Genomic DNA, 16,966 nt, shown 5'->3' with positions numbered 1-16,966 from the left:
GTCGCCCCACCTCCCACGCTCAAACTACGCGAGTCGGCTTCGCTCCGGCGGGGTTTGCGACGGCGGTCACGTTGCCGGCGGCGCGGCCTCGAAGCGCTCCTGGAGCTCGTCGCGGACCTGCCGGCGCAGCACCTTGCCGATGATGGAGACCGGCAGCGCGTCGACGGCGTACACCCGCCGCGGCACCTTGTACGCCGCGACGTGCTCGCGACACCCGGCCCGCACCGCGTCCTCGTCGAGCGTGGTGCCGGGCTCGAGCACCACGACGGCGACCACGTCCTCGTCCCCACGCCCGGAGGGCAGGCCGACGACCGCGGCGTCCACGATCCCGGGGAGCTCGCGCAGCGCGTGCTCCACCTCGCTGGGGTAGACGTTGAAGCCGCCGGTGATGATCAGCTCCTTGATCCGGTCGACGATGGTGAAGAAGCCGTCCTCGGACATCACCACCACGTCACCGGTGCGGATCCAGCCGTCGGCGAGCACCACCTCGGCGGTCTCGGCGGGGCGCTCCCAGTAGCCGGCGAAGACCTGGGGCCCGCGCAGCAGCAGCTCGCCGGCCTGGCCGGCCGGCAGCTCGCGCGAGGGGTCGTGCCGGTCCACGACGCGCACCTCGGTGGAGGGAAAGGGCACCCCGATCGCGCCGATCCGGCGGGCGTCACCGGCGGGGTTCCCGAGAGCGACCGGCGAGGTCTCCGTCATGCCGTACCCCTCGACGAGCAGTCCACCCGTCGCGGCCTCCCACAGCTCGGCCGTCTCGGCCGGCAGCGACATCGCTCCGGAGATCGCATAGCGGATCGAGGACAGGTCGACGCCGTGCTCGGCGGCCGCGGCGGCCAGGCGCTGGTAGACCGGCGGCACCGCCGGCAGGAAGGTGGCCGGCCGCCGGCGCATCGCCTCCAGCACCAGGTCCACGTCGAAGCGCGGCATCAGGACGAGCGTTGCGCCGATGCTCATCGAGAAGGTCAAGCAGAGGGTCAGGCCGTACGCGTGGAACAGGGGCAGCACGGCGTAGACGACCTCGTCGCCGTCCACGAGCCCCGGCATCCAGGCCCGGCCCTGGGCGGCGTTCGCGCGCAAGTTGCGGTGCGTGAGTACGGCGGCCTTGGGTCGCCCGGTCGTGCCGCCGGTGTACTGGAGAAGGGCGACGTCGGCGCTCGTGGGCCGCGGGTGGTCCGCGGCCAGCGCCGGCCCGCGCAGGATGCTCTCCCACCGGCGGATGCCGCGGGCGGGTCCGCTCAGCGCGGCGCGGGTGCGCGCGGCCCGCGGAACGGGCAGCCGCAGCGCGAGCTGCTTGCGGCGCGGCAGGGCGGACGGGAGGTGGACCGCCAGCACGGTGGGAGCCCCGAGGGGCTCGACGATCCGCCGCACCATCGGCGCCACCTTGTCCCAGGCGACGACGACCGTCGGCCGGTGGTCGGCGAGCTGGAAGGCCATCTCCTCCTCGGTGTAGAGGGGGTTGTGCTCCACCACCACCGCGCGCAGCCGCAGCGCGGCGTAGAACGCGACCACGTGCTGGGGGCAGTTCGGCAGCACCAGCGCCACCCGGTCGCCCGCTCCGACGCCCACGCGCCGCAGCCCCTCCGCCGCGCGGGCCACCAGGTCGCCGAGCCCGGCGTACGTGGTGGTCGCACCGAAGAAGTCGAGCGCGGTGCGCGCCCCGAACCGGGCCGCGGACGCCTCCAGCAGGTCGACCAGCGACTCGTCGGGGACGTCGATGTCCAGCGGCACGCCGGGCGCGTAGCTGCTCGCCCACGGACGCTCATCGGGTCGCATCGGGCCTCATTTCCTCTCCTTCGCAGCCTAGTGGCCGATGGGAGGAGCGGCCCCAGCGGGGAAACGTACTGAATTACACCGATGTAAGTTTAACTTTCGCCTTCGGCGTGTCTTCTTGACATTTTACGCCACTTCACTCCCACAAGAGCTCAATTGTCCCTAGACTCCCATCCGTGCCGATGCGGTCCCGCCTGCTCGCGCCCCTGACGACTGCCCTCGCGGCGGCCCTGGTCACGGGGCTCCTCGTGCTGGCCCCGGCACCCGCGGGAGCGGTCGCGCCGGCTCTCGCCACGGGGAGCAAGGCGGGTGCGCTGGACCGCGACGGCCGCGAGCCGTCCGCGGTCTTCAAGCGCAGCTCCTACCTGTGCATGGGCTACCAGGCCTGCCGCGACGCCGGCATGGGCAACGCGGGCTACGCGTCGAACAACCGCACCATGTACTGGCGCATGTACGCCGGCCACAACTGCACCAACTACGTGGCCTACCGGATGGTCAAGAGCGGGCTCCCCAACGAGCGCCCGTGGTCGGGAGGCGGAAACGCGACCTACTGGGGCACCTCGATGCCTCGGATCACCGACGACACCCCGCGGGTCGGCGCGGTGGCCTGGTGGAAGGCGAACACCGGACCGGCCGGCTCGTCGGGCCACGTCGCCTACGTCGAGCGGGTCATCTCCGCCGACGAGATCGTCGTCTCCCAGGACAGCTGGGGGGGCGACTTCTCCTGGGCCGTCGTCTCCCGTAGCAGCGGCAACTGGCCGAGCGGGTTCGTGCACTTCAACGACAAGCCGCTGGTCAACACCGGCGCCCCGGTCGTGACCGGGATCGCCAAGGTCGGCGCCGTCCTCAGCTCGACCCCGGGGACGTGGCGGCCGGCGTCCGCCGCCGTCGCCTACCAGTGGCTCGCCGACGGTCAGCCGATCAAGGACGCCGTCGGCGCCACCCTCAAGCTGACCCGTGCCCGGCTGGACCAGGTGATCACGGTCCGTGCCACCGGCGCCCAGCTCGGCTACCCCACCGCGTCGGCCACCTCGGTGCCGACCGCACCGGTCCAGCCCGGCCAGCTGAGGAACCTCAGCGCCCCGGTGATCACCGGCGAGGCCAAGGTGGACTCCTCACTGACCCTCACCCCCGGCACCTGGAACCCCGCGCCCGCGCTCGCGTTCCAGTGGTTCGCCGACGACCAGCCGATCGACCAGGCCACCGGTACCACCCTCGACCTCGGGCCGGAGCTGGTCGGCCGGGTGATCACCGCCCAGGTGACCGCCACCCGCGAGGGATACGACCCTGTCACCGCGTCGGCCGCGCCGACCGCCCCGGTCGCGCCCGGGACGTTCACCGTGGCGACTGCGCCCAGCCTGCAGGGCACGGCCCGCCTGGGCGAGACCCTCACCGTCGACCCGGGCACGTTCACCCCGTCGGACGCGGACGTCCAGGTGCAGTGGCTGCGTGACGGTCAGCCGGTCGCCGACGCCACCGGCCCGACGTACCAGATCACCAACCTCGACCTCGGCAGCCGGCTCTCCGCCCGGATCACGCTGACCCGCGCCGGCTACACGACCACGACCCTGGAGACGCCGCGCTCGGCCCGGGTGAAGAGCGACCCGCAGATCCGGCTCGCGGTCGACTCCGGCGCGCGCCGCGTGCGGGTCACCGTCACGGTGACCGCGCCGGGCGTCAGCGAGGTCACCGGCCCGGTGGTGGTGCGCCTCGCCGGGGTCTCCCGGGAGGTCACCCTGCGGCACGGTTCCGCGAGGGTCACGTTCAAGGACCTGCCGAAGGGCAAGCGCACGATGACCGTGCGGTACGCCGGCAGCGAGACCGTCAACCGCCTGGTCACCACGCGGACCGTGCGGGTCGGCTGAGCGCCGCCGCCGGCGGCGAGGCTCGGCCTCGATGGATCGTCTCAGCCGACGGGGTGGTAGCCGCAGGCGTCGTCGGTCTTGACCGCGGTGCCCGGGTCGTCCTTGGCGCCGCCGCCGGAGCGAGGCGCGAGCGCCTTGGCGACCACGGACTGCATCCAGGTGTAGTCGGGATCGCCCGAGAAGAACTTGTCCGAGCTGACGAAGGCCATCGAACGGATCTTCTTCTCCTTGACCTTCAGCGCCAGGTCGACGAACGCGGGCATCAGCTTGCGGGGCACGTCGGTGCGCAGGATCTCCTCGCCGGCCTTGGCCAGGTCCTGGTAGCGGCGCAGCACGTTGAGCGGGTCGGCCTCGTCGATGATCGCGCTCACCATGCACCGCTGGCGCAGCATCCGGTCGTAGTCGTCGGAACCCCAGCGTCCACGGGAGTACCACAGCGCGTGGAAGCCGTCGAGGTGCTGGTCGGGCCCGGGCTGCAGGTAGCCGGTCGGCGGGATGTTGAGGTCGGTGTTGCCGTTGATCGCGATCGGCTCGTTGATGTTGACCGTGACCCCACCGATCGCGTCCACGAGCTGCTGGAAGCCGAGCAGGTTGATCAGCACGTAGTAGTCGACGTGGGTGCCGAGGCTGCCGGCCACCGCCTGCTTGACCGCGTCCGCGCCCTCGTTCTCGGAGTCGCCGAGGATGTGCGGGTAGAGCGCCGGCACCTGGCCGTAGACCGCGTTCAGCATCCAGCTGCCGGGGTCGCCCTCGCCGCGGAAGCCGTCGGGGAAGACGGCGTGCAGCGGGCTGTCGACCGGGAACGGTGCGTTCATCATGTTCCGCGGCAGGCTGAACATCACCGACCTGCCGGTGTGGGTGTTCATGCTCAGCAGGATCACCGAGTCGGTGCGGATGCCGGTGCGGCCGACGCCGCCGTCGCCACCCAGCAGCAGCACATTCACCTGGTCGCGCCCGGCCCACGGGTCCTCCTCGGTGACCCCCTCGGGCGTGGTCTGGGTCTGCTCGTCGTCGAAGACGGTCGCGACGAAGTGCGCCTGGGTCATCGCGATCCGCACCGTCTGGAACGCCGGTAGCGCGACCAGGACGCAGAGCAGCGACACGACGAGGGCACCGAGACCGCCCTCGAGACGGCTCATCCCCCGGGGCCGGGCCATCGCGTACGTCGTGACCACGACGAAGGCCCAGGCCACGAACGCGATCGCGACCGCGACCGCGGCGACCCGCAGGCGGGCGGGGTCGAAGGCGAAGTCGACGAGCCGGTGCAGGTCGCGGGCGTACAGCCCGACGAGCGCCAGGCCGGCGAGGAACGGCAGGAGCACGACGTACCCGAGTCGCCGGCGGGTCCACAGGTAGCCCGAGCCCGGCACGGCCGCGCCGAGGACGGTCACACCGAGGGCCCCGGCGAGCGTGCGGGCCCGACGGAACACCCGCGGCCGGCGCGGTGCGCGGTGCCGGGCAGCGTGTCGAGCGCGTGCGGCCCGGGGACCGGCCGACCGGGATGCGGGCACCGGCGCGGCCAGTTCCGGGCGCGCGTCGGGCGCGACCGTCCCACCGGTTCCCGCCATCTGCACCCTCCCGCGGTGCTCGAAATCCGCGACGAGGGTACCCGAGCGGGCGGGTCAGACCGGCGTCAACGCTCGTCCTCGAACACCACCGGAGCGGCGGGGGCCGGGGCGGCGGCGTCGATCGTGGTGCTGGGGACGTGCGCGATGATCGCGCGGACCCGCGGACGCTCGCGGTCCGGGCCGCCCGGGCAGTGCACCCGGACCAGCTGCGTGTCGCTCGGCGAGACCGCGGCGGCGTACCCGTCGTCGGCGACCGCAGCGAGGACGGTGGCCGGGTCCTGGCCCTCGGGCACCCGGTAGTCGAGGGGCGGCGTCCCAGGCGCGTTGATGACGTCCGCGGTGTGCTGGCGTCGCCGCGCCAGCGGGACGACGACGAGCGCCACGCCCGCCAGCACGACCAGGAGGGCGAACGCGATGACGAGTCCGGTCAGGCCACCACCCATGTCCCTCCGGTGCCCCGTCGCCGATGCCGCAAACCCCCTGGGCGGACGCCTCAGGCGGGGACCCCATCCGCCGCGACGGCGTACGCCGTGCCGCGCTCGGCGCGCGCCCACAGCACGCCGTCGCCGGCCGTCGGTCCCTGCGCCGCGAGCTCCCGCTTGAGCACCTTGTTGGTGGCGGTGCTCGGCAGGTCCCGGGCGATCCGGACGAACCGCGGCCAGGCCTTCGCCGACAGGTCCGCTACGAGCTCGGCTCCGAGGACGTCTGCTACGTCTCGATGCCGCTGTTCCACTCCAACGCCGTCGTCGCGGGCTGGAGCCCGGCCGTCTGCGGCGGCTCGACGAACGTGCCCGCGCGGTTCAGCGCCTCCGGCTTCCTCGACGACGTCCGCCGGTACGGCGTCACCTACATGAACTACGTCGGCAAGCCGCTCGCCTACGTGCTCGCCACCCCGGGGCCGGATCATCGAGATCGACCACCCGACCGACCGCCTGGTCCGGCTGCGGCTGCACGTCGACGACCGCGTGGACCACCTGCCCGGGCAGCACTACGTGGTGCGGCTGCGCGCGCCCGACGACTACACCGCCCAGCGGTCGTACTCGGTCGCCTCCGACCCCGACGACCCGCTGCTGGAGCTGATGGTCGAGTGCCTGCCCGGCGGGGAGGTCTCCGGGTTCCTGTACGACGTCGCCGAGGTGGGTGACGTGCTGGAGCTGCGCGGACCGATCGGCGGCTGGTTCGTCTGGGAGGGGGACGTGCCGGCGCTGTGCCTCGCGGGCGGGTCCGGCGTGGTGCCGGTCGTCGCGATGACCCGCTACGCCCGGCGGCTGGGCCTCCAGGACCGGCTCCGGGTCGTGGCCGTCGCCCGCACCTGGGACCAGCTCCCCTACGCCGCCGAGCTGAGCCGGCACGGCGCGTTCGTGGCGCTGACCCGCGAGAACCTGGGCGAGCGGGTCGCGGCCCCGCCGTACCCCTCGGAGCTGGAGGCGTACGCCGCCCGCGCCGAGCGGGCCTACGTGTGCGGCTCGGTCGGCTTCGCGTCGTACGCCACCCGCCTGCTCGAGGAGGTCGGCGTGGCCACCGACACGATCCGCGTCGAGCAGTTCGGCGAGACCGGCTGACGGAGCAGTCCCGGGCTGGGCCGCTCGCTCCCCCGCGCCCGGGCCGGGCTCCGGGGGCGTCGTTTGGTCACCAACGACAGCCGGGAGCGACCAGGGTCCGTCGTTGGTGACCAAACGACACGGGGTTCCGAGCCACGGGGACCGCCCCGGGTCGCGGGGACGGCCGTAGGGTGAGCGGGTGAGCGAGGCGTTCGGGCACTTCCGGGTCGGGTTCGTGACGGGTGCCACGCCGGACAAGTGGGCGCGGACCTGGCGGTCGCGCTACTCCCGAGACCCCCTCGAGCTGGTGCCGCTGGACGAGGAGGAGCAGGAGGCACGGCTGCGCGCGGGCACCCTCGACATGGCCCTCGTGCGGCTGCCGATCGACCGTGACGGGCTGCACTGCATCCCCCTGTACGACGAGCTCCCGGTCGCGGTGATGGGCGTCGAGCACGCCCTGAGCCTCGCGGAGGAGGTCACCACGGCCGACCTGGCCGACGAGCAGCTCGTGCTCCCCCATCACTCGGGCTGGACCCCGCAGGTCGAGCAGCTCGCGTGGCCGCCGATGACGGCCAAGGACGCCGTCGAGGTCGTCGCCGCCGGCACCGGGGTGGCGATCCTGCCCATGTCCATCGCCCGCCTGTACCACCGCAAGGACGCCACCTACCGCGTCGTCACCGACCTGGCGCCGACGACCGTGGGCCTGGCGTGGCTGGTCGAGAACGACGACCCGTGGGTTCAGCGGTTCATCGGGATCGTGCGCGGCCGGACGGAGCGCAGCTCCCGGGGGTGACCGGGCTCACCGTTTCGGGGTCGGGCACCGGTGGTACCGGAAGCCGATGACCACTCGCTACGACCACCCCCGTGCCCACCGAGTGGCGGACGCCGTACGCAGCCCCGCGGCCGACGTCGTCCCCCACCCCGCTCTCGACCAGCCGGTGGAGGCCGCCGCTCCCGACCGGGCCGGGTTGGACCGGGTCGTCTTCGGCGTGACGGCGGCCATCGCGGTCGCGTTCCTCGTGTGGGGCTTCGTGAGCACGTCCACCCTGGCCTCGGCGTCGTCCGACGCGCTCGGCTGGACGATGACCAACACCGGGTGGCTGTTCGTCCTCACCGCGAGCGGGTTCGTGGTGTTCGTGCTCTGGCTCGCGCTCAGCCGGTTCGGCAACATCCCGCTGGGTCGCGACGACGAGGAGCCCGAGTTCCGCACCGTCTCGTGGGTCGCGATGATGTTCAGCGCCGGGATGGGCATCGGATTGATGTTCTACGGGGTCAGCGAGCCGCTGACCCACTACGTCGCTCCGCCGCCCGGCACCGGCGCCGAGGGCAACCCGCAGGCCGTCCAGCACGCGATGGCGACGACGCTGTTCCACTGGACGCTCCACCCGTGGGCGATCTACGCGGTGGTCGGGCTCGCGATCGCGTACGGCGTGTACCGCAAGGGCCGGCTCCAGCTGATCTCGGCGGCCTTCGAGCCGCTCCTGGGCCGCCACGCCAAGGGAGGCTGGGGCCGGGTCATCGACATGCTCGCCATCTTCGCCACGCTGTTCGGGTCCGCGGCGTCGCTCGGCCTGGGGGCGCTCCAGATCCAGAGCGGCCTGGAGATCGTCGGTGGGCTCGGCGAGGTCGGCAACGGTGTCCTGGTCGGCATCATCACGGTGCTGACCGTCGCGTTCGTGCTCTCCGCGGTCTCGGGTGTCGCGAAGGGCATCCAGTGGCTCTCGAACATCAACATGGTCCTGGCGATCGCACTCGCGGCGTTCGTCTTCGTGCTGGGCCCGACCGTGTTCATCCTCAACCTGGTGCCGACCTCGATCGGGAGCTTCGTCCAGGACCTGCCGATGATGGCCGCGCGCACCAGCGCGGAGGGATCGGAGACCAGCACCTGGCTGCAGTCCTGGACGGTCTTCTACTGGGCGTGGTGGCTGTCCTGGACCCCGTTCGTCGGCATGTTCATCGCCCGGATCTCCCGCGGTCGCACGATCCGGCAGTTCGTCAGCGGCGTGCTGCTGGTGCCGAGCCTGGTCAGCCTGGTGTGGTTCTGCATCTTCGGGGGCGCCGCCATCGACCTGCAGAGGTCGGGCACCGACCTCGCCGGCGCGAGCGGCGTCGAGTCGCAGCTCTTCGGGACCCTCGAGGCCTATCCGCTCGCCACCGTCGCCAGCATGGTCGTCATGCTGCTGGTCGCGATCTTCTTCGTCTCCGGTGCGGACGCGGCGTCGATCGTGATGGGCACCCTCTCCGAACGCGGCACCCAGGAGCCCAGCCGGGCGACCGTGGTCTTCTGGGGCGTCGCCACCGGGGCGGTCGCCGCGGTGATGCTGCTGGTCGGCGGCGACCAGGCACTCACCGGCCTGCAGACGATCACCATCGTCGCCGCGCTGCCGTTCGTCGTGGTGATGGTGGGGCTGGCCGTCGCGCTCGTGAGAGACCTGCGCACGGACCCGTTGATGGTGCGCCGCCGGTACGCCGCTGAGGCGGTCGAGCAGGCCGTCATCGCCGGCGTCACCGAGCACGGCGACGACTTCGTGCTGGCCGTGGACCGCGACCCGCAGGCCTAGAACCGGCGGCGCGCGTCGACGGTTCCTCGGCCCGGCCGCCGGGGGCTGAGCCCGGCCGACCTCGGCCAGGATCCGGGGGCGCCGCAGGCGCTCCCGGTCACCAGCTGGTGGCGAGCGGCCTGCCCTCGTGGAAGCCCGCCGCCGACTGCACACCGACGACCGCGCGCTCGTGCAGCTCGGGGAGGGTCCGCGCGCCGGCGTACGTGCACGCCGAGCGCAACCCCGAGCAGATCTCGTCGACCAGGTCCTCCACGCCCGGCCGGGCCGGGTCGAGATACATGCGTGAGGACGAGATGCCCTCCTCGTACAGGCCCTTGCGGGCCCGGTCGTAGGCCGACTCGGTCGCGGTGCGGTTCGCCACCGCACGTGCCGAGGCCATCCCGAAGGAGACCTTGTAGGCGCGGCCGTCGGAGTCGAGCATCAGGTCGCCGGGCGACTCGTGGGTCCCGGCGAACCACGAGCCGATCATCACCGCCGAGGCCCCCGCCGCGAGCGCGAGCGCGACGTCGCGCGGATGTCGCACTCCCCCGTCGGCCCAGACGTGCTTGCCCAGGTCCGCGGCGGTCCGGGCGCACTCGAGCACCGCCGAGAACTGCGGGCGGCCGACGCCGGTCATCATCCGGGTCGTGCACATCGCACCCGGCCCGACGCCCACCTTCACGATGTCGGCGCCCGCGTCGATCAGGGCCCGCGTGCCTTCGGCCGAGACCACGTTCCCGGCGGCGATCGGGACCTGCGGCGCCAGCGCCCGGACGGCAGCGAGCGCCTCGAGCATCCGGTCCTGGTGGCCGTGGGCGGTGTCCACGACCAGGCAGTCGACCCCCGCCTCGAGCAGCTCGCCGGCCGTGCGAGCCACGTCGCCGTTCACCCCGATCGCGGCCGCGATCCGGAGCCCGCCGCGCGCGTCCACGGCCGGCGTGTACAGCGTGGCGCGCAGCGCGCCGGTGCGGGTCAGCACGCCGACCAGCGCGCCGGCCTCGTCGACGGCGACGGCCAGCGCGGCGTGCGAGCCGTCCAGGGCGTCGAAGGCGGCCCGCGGGTCCGCGTCCGCCGGGAGCACCACGGCCGGCGGGCGCATCACGTGCCGCACCTGGGCGAACCGGTCCACCTCGACGCAGTCGGCCTCCGCCACGATCCCGACCGGTCGGCCGTCGGCGACGACCACCGCGGCGCGGTGAGCCCGCTTCGGGATCAGCGCGAGGGCCTCCGCGACGGTCTGGTCGGGAGCGAGCTCGATCGGGGTGTCGAAGACCAGGTGCCGCGACTTCACGTAGCGCACCACGTCGGCGACCACCGGCGCGGGGATGTCCTGCGGGATCACCGTGAGCCCGCCGCGGCGGGCGATGGTCTCGGCCATCCGCTTGCCCGCGATCGCCGTCATGTTCGCGACCACGAGCGGCAGGGTGGCCCCGGTGCCGTCGGCGGTGGCGAGGTCGACGTCGTACCGGCTGGCCACCGCGGAGTGCCGCGGGACCATGAACACGTCGTCGTAGGTCAGGTCGTGGTGCGGGGTCACCGCGTCGAGGAACTGCACGTCGCGTCACTCTACGTCGCAGCGGCTCCCTAGGGTGATCCCATGGCCTTCGTCGAACCAGGTGACCCCCCCGAGCTCGCGGACCGGGTCCGCGCGGCGTTCGCCGAGGCGTACGGCGGCCCGGCGGTCGCGGTCGGGCGTGCCCCCGGGCGGGTGAACCTGATCGGCGAGCACACCGACTACAACCACGGCCTGGTGCTGCCGGTCGCGCTCCCCCACGCCACCTACGCGGCGATGGCGCCGCGCACCGACGGCCGGATCCGGATCGGCAGCCTGGAGGAGGCCACTCCGTGGAGCGGGTCGCTCGAGGACGTGGGTCCGGGCTCGGTCGACGGCTGGGCGGCGTACGCCGCGGGCGTGCTGTGGGCGATGCGCGAGGACGGGTACGGCGTCCCCGGGGTGGACCTGCTGGTCCACGGCACGGTGCCGCTCGGCGCCGGCCTGTCCAGCTCGGCAGCCCTGGAGTGCTCGGTCGCGCTCGCGGCGTGCGGGCTGCTCGGGGTCGAGCCGGACGCCGGCGTACGGCAGCGCCTCGTCGCCGCCTGCATGCGCGCCGAGACCGAGGTGGCCGGGGCCCCGACGGGCGGGATGGACCAGACGGTGTCCCTCCTGGCGTCGGCGGGATCGGCGCTGCTCATCGACTTCGACGTCGCGGCGGAGACGGAGGGCGCGACCCAGGACGTCGCGCTCGGCCTCGACGCCGCGGGGCTCGCGCTGCTGGTGACCGACACCCGGGTCTCGCACGCGCTCGTGGACGGCGGGTACGCCGCACGCCGGGCCGACTGCGAGGCGGCCGCCGAGGCGCTCGGGGTGCCGTCGCTGCGCCGGGCCTCGCTCACCGAGGTCGAGGGGCTCGACGACGAGCGGGTGCGCCGGCGCGCCCGGCACATCGTCACCGAGATCGACCGGGTCCGGGCCACGGTCGCCGCCCTCGGCGCCGGCGACTGGCAGGGGGTCGGCCGCGCCTTCCGTGACTCGCACGTGTCGATGCGCGATGACTTCGAGATCTCCTGCCCGGAGCTGGACGTGGCGGTCACCACCGCCGTCGAGGCCGGGGCGATCGGGGCCCGGATGACCGGCGGCGGCTTCGGCGGCTCCTCCATCGCGCTCGTCCCGGTCGAGCGCGTCGACGCCGCTGTCCGGGCGATCGACGCCGCATTCGTCGCCGCCGGCTTCGGGCCGCCGCAGCACCTGCGCGCCGTCCCCTCGAGCGCCGCCGACCTGGTGGACGCACCCGCCTGACCGACCGACCAGCCCGCTCCTCGCCGTACCTGCCGTTTGGTCACCAACGACAGCTCAGAGCGTCCGCTTCCTGTCGTTGGTGACCAAACGACAGGAGATCCGCGACCCGGCTGGACCGGCGACGTCGCTCGGGCGGGCGTCCGGCGGTGATGTCGTTTGGTCACCAACGACAGTCCGGAGCAGGGCCAGGTCTGTCGTTGGTGACCAAACCGCAAGGCGCTGCCGCGGCGGGCTCAGGTGGCGGAGACGCCAATCCGACCCTCGCGGAAGGCGGCGACGAAGAGGGCGTGGTCCTCGCGGACCCGGTCGGCGTAGCCGAGCGCGAAGTCGGTGACCCAGGCGACCAGCTCCTTGCGCCGACCCTCCAGCACCCCCGCGATCGCCTCCTCGACCTGGAAGTCGACGAGGTCCTGCTCGCTGTCCTCGTCGGAGGCGCAGTGGATCTTCGCGGTGGCCCGGCCGAGCAGGTCGACCACGCCGAGGATCCGGTCGGGCTCGGTGAGCGCGGACCAGTCCAGGTCCACCTCGTAGGGCGAGAGCTCCGCGACGACGTAGCCGACGCCGTCGTGGTCGGTGTAGCCGAGCAGCGGGTCGGTGTGCACCTGCAGCGCCCGCTGGCTGACCACGGTGCGGTGGCCCTCGTGCTCGAAGTAGCGCTCCATCTCCGCGGAGTCGACGAACCGGCTGAGCGCCGGGACGTTCGCCTGCTTCATCGACAGCACCACGTCGTTGTCCAGCGCCTGGCTGTAGCCCTCGACGAGCAGGTTGTACGCCGGCAGGCCGGCGCTGCCGATGCCGAACCCGGACTTCCCGACGACGTCGCGCAGGTCGTAGAACAGGTCGCGGTCGAAGCGCTTGTCGTCGGGGATCGAGTCCAGGTAGCGCTCGAACGCGGCGACCACGGAGGCGCGCTCCCGAGTGCCGAGCCGCCGGACCGAGTCGTCCTGGCGGAAGGCGCGGGTGCCGTCGGCGACCAGGGTGAGGCCGTCCAGCAGGTCCGCGCGCCGGCGCAGCCGGGCGGCGATGAGGGCATCGAGCACGGGTCCGTCCGTGTTCTCCAGGTGGAGCGCGAAGTCGTCGTCGTCACTGCGGCGGTAGGAGTCGACCTGGGCGAGGTAGCAGCGCAGGTAGCGGCCGATCAGCCGGCGGACGTCCTCCTCGGGAAGTGCCTTCTGCCAGCCGACCAGCGCCAACGAGGCGGCGAACCGCTGCAGGTCCCAGATGAACCTGCCGAGGTAGGCCTCGTCGAAGTCGTTGACGTCGAAGACCAGCCGGCCGTCAGAGTTCAGGTAGGTCCCGAAGTTCTCCACGTGCAGGTCCCCGTGGATCCAGATCCGACCGCTGCGGTCGTCGCAGAACGGGTCCTCGGCCGCGGTCACGTCGGCGTAGAACAGGCACGCCGTCCCGCGATAGAAGGCGTGCGGGTCGGAAGCCATCGTGCGGTACTTCCCGCGAAACGCCACCGGGTCCGCGGCCATGAGCGGCGCGAAGGCGTCCTCGAGGGTGTCCACGATCAGGCGGGTCCGGTCGTCGCGAGAGTGGGCCATGCCACGCAGCATGCCCCGGCTGACTGGGTACATGCTTCAATCCAGAGCAGCACCCAGAGAACCCGATCGAAGGGAAGCCACGTGGCCAGCAAGAGCCCGCTCCAGAAGCTCCAGGACGCCGTCGTCGAGACCGTGAAGGGCGCGATCACGCATCCGCGCGACACCGCCGCGAAGGCGGGCGAGCAGGCGAAGGGCACGATCTCCCTCGGCAGGGCGGTGGCCGGCCAGGTGACCAAGACCGCTGCCGGCGTGGTCGCCAGCCGGCTCCCCGGCCACCGTGCTCCTGCCGGCGGGTCGACCCGGACGCCTGCCGTGGAGGTCCCCCGCTCCCGCGCCGAGACGACTCCCGAGGCGACCCCCGAGGCGACCGCCGGCGCCGAGCAGCCCACCCCCACCAAGCCGCCGGTGACCGACGTGGCGACCGCGCTGGTCAAGCAGCAGGCCGCCAAGCGACCCGCACCGACGCCGACGCCGGCTCCGGTCAGCCCGATCGACGCGGCTGCCGACAGCGCGCACGTCGAGGCCACCCCCGCCGACCTCGCGAAGAGGGCGACCACGGCCCGGAAGGCAGCGAAGAAGACGCCTGCCAAGAGCGCGGCGACGAAGCGGGCGCCCGCCAAGAAGGTCACAGCCAAGAAGCCCGCGGCCAAGAAGGCGGCGGCCAAGAAGGCGGCCTCGACGCCGAGCGACCGGCTGCCTCCCCGCAAGCAGGCCGTGACGCCGGACGCCGACCGGGGCTGAGGAGCGGCCCTACTTCAGCTCGGCACTCGTCAGGCCCAGGACCCGGCGCGCCACGATCAGCTGCTGGATCTGCTGGGTGCCCTCGAAGATGTCGAGGATCTTCGAGTCCCGGGCCCACTTCTCCAGCAGCTCGGCCTCGCTGTAGCCGACCGAACCGGCGAGCTCGACGCAGGACAGCGTGATGTCCGACCCGACCCGGCCCGCCTTCGCCTTCGCCATCGACGCCTCGAGGGAGTTCGGCTGTCGGTTGTCCGCCATCCACGCGGCCTGGAGCATCAGCAGGTGGGCGGCCTCCCAGTCGGCCTCCATCTGGAGGAACTTCGCGGCGGCCGCGGACTGGGACAGGGCGGGGCGGTCGTAATCGATCTCGACACCGGCCTGCTCGAGGAGGTCGCGGGTGAGGTCCAGCGCGGCCTTGGCGCACCCGACGGCCATGGAGGCCACGAGCGGGCGGGTGTTGTCGAAGGTGGCCATCGCCCCGGCGAAGCCCTGCTTGACGTCGATCTCCGGTGAGCCGAGGAGGTTCTCGCGCGGCACCCGGCAGTCGTCGAAGATGATCGTCGCGGTGTCGGAGGCCTTGATGCCGAGCTTGTGCTCGAGCCGCTCCACGCGCATGCCGGGCGTGCCCTTCGGGACGACGAACGACTTGATCGCCGCCCGGCCGAGATCGCGGTCCAGCGTCGCCCAGACGACGACCGCGTCGCAGCGATCGCCGGACGTCACGAAGATCTTCTCGCCGTTCAGCACGTACGCGTCACCGTCGAGGACGGCCGTGGTCGTGATGTTCGCCGAGTCCGAGCCGGTGCCGGGTTCGGTGATCGCCATCCCGGCCCAGACGCCCGCGAACCGCTCCGCCTGCTCCGCGTTGGCCACGGACGCGATCGCGGAGTTGCCCAGGCCCTGGCGCGGCATCGAGAGCAGCAGGCCGACGTCGCCCCAGCACATCTCGGCGATCGACATCACCGAGGCGAGGTTGGCGCCGTTCTTCACGCCCTCGTCGGCGCCGGTCGACTCGTCGCGCCGGACACCGGCCGCCCCCGCGCCCTCGCTCGCACCGGACTCGGAGAGCCCGTCGATCATCGCGGCCAACATGTCGAGCTCCTGCGGGTAGGCATGCTCGGCCTTGTCGTACTTGCGCGAGATCGGTCGCAGCATGTTCATCGCGACCTGGTGGGCCTGGCCGACCAGCGGCCGGAACTTCTTCGGATCGTCCAGATTGATCGCCATTACACGAGCACCGCGCCTTCCATGACACCGATGGCCCGGAGGTCGCGGTACCACCGCTCCACCGGGTGTTCCTTGACGTAGCCGTGGCCGCCGAGCAGCTGGACGCCGTCGTTGCCGATCTGCATGCCCTTCTCGGCGCACAGCCGACGGGCGAGGGCGACCTCTCGTGCGAAGTCCTTGCCGGCCGCGGCCCTGGCCGCGGCCTTCCAGGTCAGCAGCCGCATCGCCTGCAGCTCGATCGCGATGTCGGCGACCATGAAGGCCACCGACTGGCGGTGGGCCACGGGCTCCCCGAAGGCCTGACGCTCCTTGACGTACGGCGTCACGTAGTCGAGCACGGCCTGGCCGGTGCCCACGGCGAGCGCGCACCAGGCGAGCCGGGACAGGCGGACGCACTCGGCGTACGTCGAGCCGTCGACCGCGCCGAGCACCGAGTCGGAGGGCAGGGCCACGTCGGTGAGGACGAGGCGGGTCAGTCCAGCCGCGCGGACGCCCATCGCCGGGTCGGCAACCACCTCGAGGCCCGGGGTGCTCGACTCGACGAGGAACAGCACCGGGGCGTCGTCCAGCAGGGCGCCGACGACGAACAGCTCGGCGTCGGCGCCGCGCGGCACCGCCGACTTCACGCCGTTGAGCACGAAGCCGTCTTCGGTGCGCACGGCGGTGGTGGCCGGCGCCAGGACGTCGAAGAGGACGGTCGGCTCGGTGAGCGCGATCGCGGCAGCCGGTACGGCGTCGCCGGTGAACGCCGGCAGGTAGGTCTGCTGCTGCGCGTCGGTGCCCCACAGGCCGAGCGCGGTCGCGACCGACCCGGGCGCGAGCGACGCGACCGCGAGGCCGAGGTCGCCGCGCGCGAGCGCCTCCGCCACAAGGGTGCCGGCGACCGCGGAGCGCTCCTCCGAGATCCCGCCGAGCGCCTCCGGCACGCCCAGGATCGGCAGCCCCACCTCGAGTCCCGCCTTGAGGACGGCTTCGGGGGCGGCGCAGGCCTCGTCGGCCTCGGCGGCCGCGGGCCGGAACACCTCGTCGGCGAGCTCGCTGACGACGTCCACGAGCAGCTGCTCGTCCTCGCTCGGGGTCAGGTCGAAGACGCCCGACCCGGCCGCGGGCACGGGTCGGGTCCCGGCTCCTCCGGCCTTCCCGGCGCGGGCGAACTGGCGACTCGCGGCGGTTGCGGCCCGGAACCCGGTGCGGGTCACGGTGAAGACGCCCCGCTCGGCCTGCTTGCGCAGGCCCAGCCGGTCCAGCACGTCGCTCTGGGCCAGCCGGCTGAGCGCGGCGACGGCGTACCCGATCGGGTCGCGGGTCTCCTTGGTGGACAGTCCATGCTTGCCGCCGGGTCGCAGGCGGTTGGCCGATGTAGGGGACAT

15 protein-coding genes are annotated in these 16,966 nt (G+C 72.9%); 6 read left to right on the top strand and 9 right to left on the bottom strand.

What is annotated here, in order from left to right:
• Positions 1–66 precede the first annotated feature (66 nt).
• Positions 67–1,773, bottom strand: coding sequence for a long-chain-fatty-acid--CoA ligase (locus NOCA_RS14730; protein WP_011756059.1), 1,707 nt, complete (start codon positions 1,771–1,773; stop codon positions 67–69).
• Between the two features lie 179 nt (positions 1,774–1,952).
• Here NOCA_RS14730 and NOCA_RS14725 point away from each other — a divergent pair, with 179 nt between their 5' ends.
• Positions 1,953–3,635: a CHAP domain-containing protein gene (locus NOCA_RS14725; RefSeq protein ID WP_011756058.1), complete on the top strand. Its 1,683-nt coding sequence runs from the start codon at positions 1,953–1,955 to the stop codon at positions 3,633–3,635.
• Between the two features lie 41 nt (positions 3,636–3,676).
• Here the strand turns inward: NOCA_RS14725 and NOCA_RS14720 are convergent, their stop codons facing one another.
• The 4 genes from NOCA_RS14720 to NOCA_RS28000 all read right to left on the bottom strand — a co-directional run bounded on the left by NOCA_RS14720 (position 3,677) and on the right by NOCA_RS28000 (position 6,049).
• A complete protein-coding gene (locus NOCA_RS14720; protein WP_011756057.1) occupies positions 3,677–5,203 on the bottom strand; it encodes an LCP family protein in 1,527 nt (508 codons plus the stop codon).
• 65 nt (positions 5,204–5,268) lie between these two features.
• The gene (locus tag NOCA_RS14715; protein ID WP_011756056.1) at positions 5,269–5,646 is read right to left on the bottom strand and encodes a hypothetical protein; all 378 of its coding nucleotides are present in this window, start codon (positions 5,644–5,646) and stop codon (positions 5,269–5,271) included.
• A gap of 50 nt (positions 5,647–5,696) precedes the next feature.
• A complete protein-coding gene (locus NOCA_RS14710; protein ID WP_041546557.1) occupies positions 5,697–5,936 on the bottom strand; it encodes a hypothetical protein in 240 nt (79 codons plus the stop codon).
• Positions 5,912–6,049, bottom strand: coding sequence for a hypothetical protein (locus NOCA_RS28000; RefSeq protein WP_197687647.1), 138 nt, complete (start codon positions 6,047–6,049; stop codon positions 5,912–5,914). The genes NOCA_RS14710 and NOCA_RS28000 overlap by 25 nt, the downstream gene beginning before the upstream one ends.
• A 56-nt stretch (positions 6,050–6,105) precedes the next feature.
• Between NOCA_RS28000 and NOCA_RS14705 the strand changes: the two genes are divergently transcribed.
• From NOCA_RS14705 to NOCA_RS14695, 3 genes are all read left to right on the top strand, one after another.
• Positions 6,106–6,765, top strand: coding sequence for an FAD-binding oxidoreductase (locus tag NOCA_RS14705; RefSeq protein ID WP_337998996.1), 660 nt, complete (start codon positions 6,106–6,108; stop codon positions 6,763–6,765).
• A gap of 178 nt (positions 6,766–6,943) precedes the next feature.
• Positions 6,944–7,537, top strand: a complete 594-nt coding sequence (locus tag NOCA_RS14700; RefSeq protein ID WP_011756054.1) for a LysR family substrate-binding domain-containing protein — start codon at positions 6,944–6,946, stop codon at positions 7,535–7,537.
• 46 nt (positions 7,538–7,583) lie between these two features.
• Positions 7,584–9,305 (top strand): BCCT family transporter, encoded by a 1,722-nt coding sequence (locus NOCA_RS14695; RefSeq protein ID WP_011756053.1) that lies wholly within the window; start codon positions 7,584–7,586, stop codon positions 9,303–9,305.
• A 97-nt stretch (positions 9,306–9,402) separates the two neighbouring features.
• On the opposite strand, the gene NOCA_RS14690 is transcribed toward NOCA_RS14695, so the two are convergent.
• A complete protein-coding gene (locus NOCA_RS14690) occupies positions 9,403–10,839 on the bottom strand; it encodes a GuaB1 family IMP dehydrogenase-related protein (RefSeq protein WP_011756052.1) in 1,437 nt (478 codons plus the stop codon).
• Between the two features lie 42 nt (positions 10,840–10,881).
• On the opposite strand from NOCA_RS14690, the gene galK reads away from it, so the two are divergent.
• A complete protein-coding gene (gene galK, locus NOCA_RS14685; protein WP_011756051.1) occupies positions 10,882–12,081 on the top strand; it encodes a galactokinase in 1,200 nt (399 codons plus the stop codon).
• A 233-nt stretch (positions 12,082–12,314) separates the two neighbouring features.
• Here galK and NOCA_RS14680 read toward each other — a convergent pair whose 3' ends face one another.
• A complete protein-coding gene (locus NOCA_RS14680) occupies positions 12,315–13,628 on the bottom strand; it encodes a DUF2252 domain-containing protein (protein ID WP_041547674.1) in 1,314 nt (437 codons plus the stop codon).
• Between the two features lie 81 nt (positions 13,629–13,709).
• Between NOCA_RS14680 and NOCA_RS27595 the strand changes: the two genes are divergently transcribed.
• The gene (locus tag NOCA_RS27595) at positions 13,710–14,369 is read left to right on the top strand and encodes a hypothetical protein (RefSeq protein WP_011756049.1); all 660 of its coding nucleotides are present in this window, start codon (positions 13,710–13,712) and stop codon (positions 14,367–14,369) included.
• Between the two features lie 9 nt (positions 14,370–14,378).
• Here NOCA_RS27595 and NOCA_RS14670 read toward each other — a convergent pair whose 3' ends face one another.
• Together NOCA_RS14670 and NOCA_RS14665 are read right to left on the bottom strand one after the other, a co-directional pair.
• On the bottom strand, positions 14,379–15,596 hold the full coding sequence (locus NOCA_RS14670; protein ID WP_011756048.1) for an acyl-CoA dehydrogenase family protein: 1,218 nt from the start codon (positions 15,594–15,596) through the stop codon (positions 14,379–14,381).
• A complete protein-coding gene (locus NOCA_RS14665; RefSeq protein WP_011756047.1) occupies positions 15,596–16,966 on the bottom strand; it encodes an acyl-CoA dehydrogenase family protein in 1,371 nt (456 codons plus the stop codon). Before NOCA_RS14665 ends, NOCA_RS14670 begins: the two co-directional genes overlap by 1 nt.

This window comes from Nocardioides sp. JS614 (assembly GCF_000015265.1).
GTDB lineage: Bacteria > Actinomycetota > Actinomycetes > Propionibacteriales > Nocardioidaceae > Nocardioides.
This window is presented reverse-complemented; position numbering and strand designations above follow the sequence as displayed.